The organism is Mesorhizobium sp. M7D.F.Ca.US.004.03.1.1 (genome assembly GCF_003998635.1).
In the GTDB taxonomy this organism is placed as follows: domain Bacteria; phylum Pseudomonadota; class Alphaproteobacteria; order Rhizobiales; family Rhizobiaceae; genus Mesorhizobium; species Mesorhizobium loti.
The window spans coordinates 1-5,773 of the sequence record NZ_RZQG01000351.1 but is presented as its reverse complement, the minus strand read 5'-3'; the positions used below and the strand labels follow the sequence as shown (position 1 = coordinate 5,773).

5 protein-coding genes are annotated in these 5,773 nt (G+C 64.2%); all 5 read right to left on the bottom strand.

The window, feature by feature from the left end; genetic code table 11:
- Nucleotides 1-216, bottom strand: a 216-nt coding sequence (locus tag EN935_RS19485) for an ATP-binding cassette domain-containing protein (protein WP_164771208.1), incomplete at its 3' end; no start/stop codon positions are given.
- Entirely contained in the window at nt 204-1,907 is a 1,704-nt protein-coding gene (locus tag EN935_RS19480) for an iron ABC transporter permease (RefSeq protein ID WP_127373538.1), read from the bottom strand. The genes EN935_RS19485 and EN935_RS19480, both read right to left, overlap by 13 nt.
- 90 nt (nt 1,908-1,997) lie before the next feature.
- A complete protein-coding gene (locus EN935_RS19475) occupies nt 1,998-2,984 on the bottom strand; it encodes an ABC transporter substrate-binding protein (RefSeq protein ID WP_127263523.1) in 987 nt (328 codons plus the stop codon).
- Between the two features lie 266 nt (nt 2,985-3,250).
- Nucleotides 3,251-4,630, bottom strand: coding sequence for a pyruvate dehydrogenase complex dihydrolipoamide acetyltransferase (locus tag EN935_RS19470; protein ID WP_127263521.1), 1,380 nt, complete (start codon nt 4,628-4,630; stop codon nt 3,251-3,253).
- A gap of 18 nt (nt 4,631-4,648) precedes the next feature.
- A partial coding sequence (locus tag EN935_RS19465; RefSeq protein WP_127373537.1) for a pyruvate dehydrogenase complex E1 component subunit beta occupies nt 4,649-5,773 on the bottom strand: 1,125 nt, incomplete at its 5' end.

Genomic DNA, 5,773 nt, shown 5'->3' with positions numbered 1-5,773 from the left:
GCCGCCCTTGCCCGACACGACCTCGCTGCCGATGCGGATTTCGCCTGAAGTCACTTTCTCGAATCCCGCGACCAGCCGCAGCAACGTCGTCTTGCCGCAGCCGGAGGGGCCGAGCACTGCCAGGAACTCGCCGTCAGCGACGTCGATCGACACGTCCTTGACGGCATCGAAATTGGCGAAGCTCTTGGTCACATTGTCCAGGCTCAATCGCGCCATGGCAGCACTCCGCTGGGAAGGGAGGGGGCAAGCAGATTGGTCACCAGCATCAGCACGAAGGTGACCGCGACGGTGATGACGGACATCGCCGCTGCGTAGTTGGAATCGCCGCCCTGTTCGAAGGAAAACATCACGACGCCGATCGTTTCCGAGCCTGACGACCACAGCAGCGCCGAGACGGTAAGCTCACTGAGCGCCGTCATGAAGATCAGCAGGCCGCCGGCGATCGCCGCTGGTGCCACCAGCGGAAAGATGATGGTGCGCATGCGCGTGAACAGCCCGGCGCCCGCCACTTGCGCCGCCTCCTCCAGCGCCCGGTCGATCTGGTGATAGCCGCTGATGGTCGGCCGCAGCGCCAGCACCAGGAAGCGGGCGAGATAGGCGTAGAGGATGATCCAGACCGTGTTGTAGAGCTGGATGCCGGTCAGCGGGATCGGCCGCAGGAACAGCAGCAGCGAGGCGATCGCCAGCACCACGCCGGGCAAGGCATAGGGCAGCTCGACCGACAGGTTGAGCAGCCGCACCCAGCGCTGCTTGCCCCAGGCGATCAGATAGCCGATCGGCACGGCGACGAGGACCGCGAAGAAGGCCGCCGCGATCGACAGCCAGAAGCTGTTGAAGAAGGCGCGGCTGGCCGCGTCATGCTCGAACAGCACGAAGCGATAATTATCGAGCGTCGCCGTCGTGGCGGTGAGCGCAATGCCGTAGCCAGGCACCAGCGATGTCAACACCAGCCCGAACAGCGGCAGCAACAGCACCACCACGATCAGCAGCCACATGCCGGCCTGGACAGTGGGCCGCCAGCGGCCGAGTTCATAGGGTTCGGCCGCCAGCGAGGAGGAGCTGATGCGATAGTCGCGGCGGCGGCTCATGACCTCCTGGGCAAGGATGCCCGCCATGGCAATGACACCGATCAGCACCGACAGGAACGCGGTTTCGCCGAGCACGGCGGGGCCACCGCCTGCCAGCCGTTGATAGATCAAGGTTGGCAGCACCAGATAATTGGCGGGAATGCCGAGAAAGGCCGGAATGCCGAAATTGCCGACGCAGGAGACGAAGGCGAGTGCGGCGGCCGCCATGATCGATGGTGTCATCAACGGCAGCACGATGGTCACCAGCACGGTGAACCAGCCGGCGCCGCCGGCGCGCGCCGCCTCGACCAGTTCACGCGGCAGCTTGCGCAGGCCGGCGCGCACCAGCAGGAAGACCAGCGGACCATACTGCACGCCGAGCAGCAGGATGATGCCTGACGTGGAATAGAGCGGGTTTTTGGTGCCGAGTGGCGGTGCTGCGCCAAAGAGCTTCAGGAACGGGCTTGCCGGGCCGAACAATTGCAGCCAGGCCAGCGCCGTCACCTGCGGCGCGATCATCAATGGCATGACATAGCAAAGCACCAGGGCGCTGCGGCTGCGTATGTCGGTCAGCGTGATGAGGACGGCCACCAGCGTTCCCGACAGCACCGCAAGCAGGGTGCCGCCAACGCCGACGACCAGCGTATGCCAGGTTGCGATCCAGGTTGCGGGACTGGCGAGCCCGGCCTTTATCGCGACGGTCGACAGCGTGCCGCCAGGTGCCACGATCTCCTTGATAAGACGCAGCATCGGCAGCAGGGACAGCAGGACGATGACGATGCCTGCCGCCGCCGTCAGGGCCATTTCCTGGCCCCGGCTTTCCCTGATCCGTGTTGACATGATTGCGTTTCCTGGGATCGATCGGCCGATGCGATCGGGTTTTGCCGGTCAGGGATGCCGCTGGGACGGCATCCCGCCGGGATTGCCCGCTCAGCCGCCGAACAGGTCCGAGAACTTCGCCTTGTCGGCGTCGGTCGTGGCAACGATTGCCTTGGTGTCGAACGGCATCACCTTGACCTTGACGCCTTCCGGCAGCCATTCGGGGCGGCCGACCGAGGCGCGCGCCGGCAGATAGCCCATCGACAGCGCCAGCTTCTGGCCCTCATCCGAGAGAATGAAGTCGACGAACTTCTTGGCGCCGTCGACATTCTTGGCCGTCTTCATGATGGCGACCGGCTCGGTCACCGCCGGCACGCCTTCGCTGGGGAACACGAATTCGACCGGCGAGCCCTTCTTCTTGGCGTTCATAGCCATGAAGTCGACGAGGATGCCATAGGGCTTCTCGCCTGATGCCACCGACTTCAGCACGGCGCCATTGCCGCGCACGCTGACGGTGTTGTTGGTCTTGAGTTTCTGAAAGAAATCCCAGCCATAATTGGTGTCGCCGACAAAGCCCGAAAGCAGGTAGGCGGCCGCACCCGAATAGAGCGGGCTCGGCATGACGAGGCCATCGGCATAGGCCGGCTTGGCGAGATCGGCCCAATGCTCCGGCTTTTCAGCAGCCGCGGTGTTGTAGACGATGCCGGTGGTGATCAGCTTGCTGCCGAAATAGGTCTTGCCGGCGTCATAGGCATCCGCCTCGATGCCGTCGAGCTTGGCCTCGGGATAGGGCAGCAGCCGGTCGTCCTTCTTCAACAGCTCCATCGAGACCGCGTCGGCGATCAAAAGCACATCGGGCTGCGGGCTGCCGGCGGCAAACTCGGCCGCCATCTTGGTCAGGATGTCGCTCGTTCCCGAACGATAGATGGTCACGTCGATGCCGGGCTGCGCCTTCTTGAAGGCGTCCACGGTCTTGGCCGCGTCGGCTTCCGGCTGTGATGTATAGAGCGTCAGCGTTTCGGCGTTTGCCACGCCGGCAAACAAAGTTGCCGCGAGCGCCAGCTGGCTGGCCAGCAGCTTGATGAAGTGCGTCTTCAATGAGACCTCCTGTCCTGTCTGTGCATGACCGGTCCGGCTCCTGGCCGGCTCCCCGTCCCGTCCTCCCTGCACGGCGCATATGACTGGTGGATGACACAGCGCGTGTGCGACCCGATCAGGCAACAGCTTCGCGCGAAATGCTCTCACGGCACAACAGTTACGGCCCGCGGAACCGGCGTTCCACGAGCCTCATGATCTCTGGCGGGCTGGCAATCCTTTGATGCAGCTGGCCGCCCCACCCGAAGGTTTCGCTGCCTAGACAGGTCCTAAACCAGCATGCCCATCGGATTTTCGATCAGCCGCTTGAAGGCGACGAGCAGTTCGGCACCCAGCGCACCATCGACGGCGCGGTGGTCGGTCGACAGCGTCACCGACATCACGGTGGCTATTCTGATCTCGCCGTTCTTGACCACTGCCCGCTCCTCGCCGGCACCGACCGCCAGGATGGTCGCATGCGGCGGGTTGATGACTGCGGCAAAATCCTTGATGCCGAACATGCCCAGGTTGGACACCGCCGTGGTGCCGCCCTGATACTCTTCCGGCTTCAGCTTGCGGCTGCGCGCCCGGCTGGCCAGATCCTTCATCTCGTTGGAGATGGTGGACAGCGTCTTTTCGTCGGCATGCCGAATGATCGGCGTGATCAGGCCGCCGGGGATCGACACGGCAACGCCGACATCGGCATGCTTGTGCTTGACCATGGCGGTTTCGGTCCATGACGCATTGGCATCGGGCACCGCCTTCAGCGCCAGCGCCATCGCCTTGATGACCATGTCGTTGACCGACAGCTTGTAGGCGGGTGCGTCGCCCTTATCGGTCTTCTTCACTGGCGCTGCCGCATTGATCTGCGTGCGCAGCGCCAGCAGCGCATCGAGCTCACAGTCGAGCGTCAGGTAGAAATGCGGGATGGTGGTCTTGGCCTCGACCAGCCGGCGCGCAATGGTCTTGCGCATATTGTCATGCGGGACGAGGTCATAGGAGCCAGCCTCGAACAGCTTCAGCACCTGATCGTCCGACATCGCCTTCACCGCAGGGGCGGCAGCAGACGGAGCCACTGGCGCACCAGCGGGCGCGGCCTTGGCGGCAGGCTTGGCACCGCCACCGGCAATCGCCGCGTCGACATCGGCCTTCACCACCCGGCCATGCGGGCCGGTGCCGGTCACAGCAGAGACATCGACGCCAGCTTCCCTGGCGATGCGGCGCGCAAGCGGCGAGGCGAAGGTGCGCTCGCCAGCCGCGTGGCCGTTGGCAACCGGAGCCGCCTCTGCCTTGGGTGCGGCTGCGGCAGGCTCGGCCTTTGGTGCCTCAGCCTTTGGTGCTTCCGCCTTCGGCGCATCCGCTTTCGGAGCCTCGGCTTTCGCTGGTGCGGCAGCACCACCGCTTTTCGCGGCAGCGCCGGCATCCTCGCCTTCGGCGGCAAGCACGGCGATCAACGCATTGACCTTGACGCCTTCGGTTCCGGCGGGAACGACGAGCTTTGCAACCGTGCCCTCATCGACAGCTTCGACTTCCATCGTTGCCTTGTCCGTCTCGATCTCGGCGATGACATCGCCGGGCGAAACCTTGTCGCCCTCCTTGACGAGCCACTTGGACAGATTGCCCTCTTCCATTGTGGGCGACAGGGCCGGCATGGTGATGTTGATTGGCATTTTGTCCTCCCGCCCGGTTCAGCGATACGTGACGGCTTTGACCGCCTCGATGACCTCGCCGACATTCGGCAAAGCTAGTTTCTCGAGGTTGGCCGCATAGGGCATAGGGACGTCCTTGCCGGCAATGGTGATGACCGGCGCGTCGAGGAAATCGAAGGCGCGCTGCGACACCTGGTTGGCGATATGGTCGCCGACCGAGCTCTGCGGATATCCCTCTTCGACAACGATCAGCCGGTTGGTCTTCTTGACCGAGGCGACGATGGTATCGAGGTCGAGCGGGCGGATGGTCCTGAGATCGATGATCTCGACGTCGATGCCCATGCCGCGCAACTCGGCTTCAGCCTTGACCGCATAGGTCATGCCGATGCCGAAGGACACGATGGTGACGTCCTTGCCGGTCTTGTGGATGCGCGCCTTGCCGATCGGCAGCACGAAGTCATCGAGCTTCGGCACGTCGAAGGACTGGCCGTAAAGGATTTCGTTCTCGAGGAAGATTACCGGGTTCGGATCGCGGATCGCCGCCTTCAGCAAGCCCTTGGCGTCGGCGGCGGTGTAAGGCATCACCACTTTCAGGCCCGGAATGTGGCTATACCAGGCGGCATAGCACTGCGAGTGCTGGGCAGCGACCCGGGCGGCGGCGCCGTTCGGTCCCCGGAACACGATCGGCGCGCCCATCTGGCCGCCCGACATATAGAGCGTCTTGGCGGCGGAGTTGATGATCTGGTCGATCGCCTGCATGGCGAAGTTGAAGGTCATGAACTCGACGATCGGCTTCAGGCCAGCCATGGCAGCACCAACGCCAACGCCGGCAAAGCCATGCTCGGTGATCGGCGTGTCGACGACGCGCCGCGGCCCGAACTCCTGCAGCAACCCTTGTGTGATCTTGTAGGCGCCCTGGTATTCGGCGACCTCCTCGCCCATGACGAAGACATCGCCATCGCGGCGCATTTCCTCGGCCATCGCGTCACGCAGCGCTTCACGCACCGTGGTCGAGACCATCTCCGTGCCGGCCGGAATGTCCGGATCGGCGGCGATTTCCGTCTTTGGAGCAGCAGCCACCGGCGCGGCAGCCGGCTTTGTGGCCTCCGCCTTGTCCTCGGCGGCGGCTGGAGCCTCTGCCTTTGCGGGTGCTTCCACCTTGGC

Bases quoted from the DNA above. Each gene is read 5' to 3' on its own strand.
- EN935_RS19480 (WP_127373538.1), bottom strand. From the start codon at position 1,907: ATGTCAACACGGATCAGGGAAAGCCGGGGCCAGGAAATGGCCCTGACG.
- EN935_RS19470 (WP_127263521.1), bottom strand. From the start codon at position 4,630: ATGCCAATCAACATCACCATGCCGGCCCTGTCGCCCACAATGGAAGAG.